The organism is Psychrobacter sp. 1U2, from assembly GCF_051847575.1.
Map to the genome: position 1 here is coordinate 1 of NZ_JBPYDC010001366.1, position 616 is coordinate 616.

The following is a 616-nucleotide window of genomic DNA, read 5'->3' on the forward strand; positions in this document are numbered from 1 at the left end:
GTACATCAGTCACTAGGCGTTGGAGTAATACGTCATCCGGTACTTCTAGGTTAAGCGCGGCGTTCTGTAGTTGTAATCGTGCAAAAGGAACTGCGCGCAGTAGCGTGAATACACGGGGCAACGCTTCTACATCGATGTTGGATAAACGCTTAGCAACACCTTGCTTTACTTCTAGCATACAAGAATTTGCTTGCTCTCCAAAGCTGACGTGTAAGGCTTGATTCAGCGCATTTTGTAACACTGTATCCCCTACAGTCGCGGTACAAGTATATATATTCCCACTGTCATCTATCACAACCAATAGCTCCACTGGTGATAAATCTTCTACGGCAGGCTCAGTTGTCGGCTCAGCTTTGACAGGTATATCAGCAACTGGCCCTACAGGTGCAGCGGTTAGATAATTAGGCTTGATGACGAATACCCATGCTAGCCCGATGGCGAGCAGTGCGCCAATCAATAGCAAGACCTTTACTATCAGATTATTCCTCGGGTTACGAGTACGGCCTTTTAAACGACTCTCAGAAGTGTCTGAGTCACGATAGTCAGATGGATTAGCATAAATAGTATCTGTCGTATCGATTAAAGGGGGTTGTTTATCTAAGTTTATAGCGTCGTT

At 45.5% G+C, this 616-nt stretch carries 1 pseudogene; it reads right to left on the reverse strand.

Annotated elements, in window-relative coordinates:
- Positions 1 to 616: pseudogene (locus ACS8FD_RS22130) on the reverse strand (hypothetical protein); the annotation flags it as partial.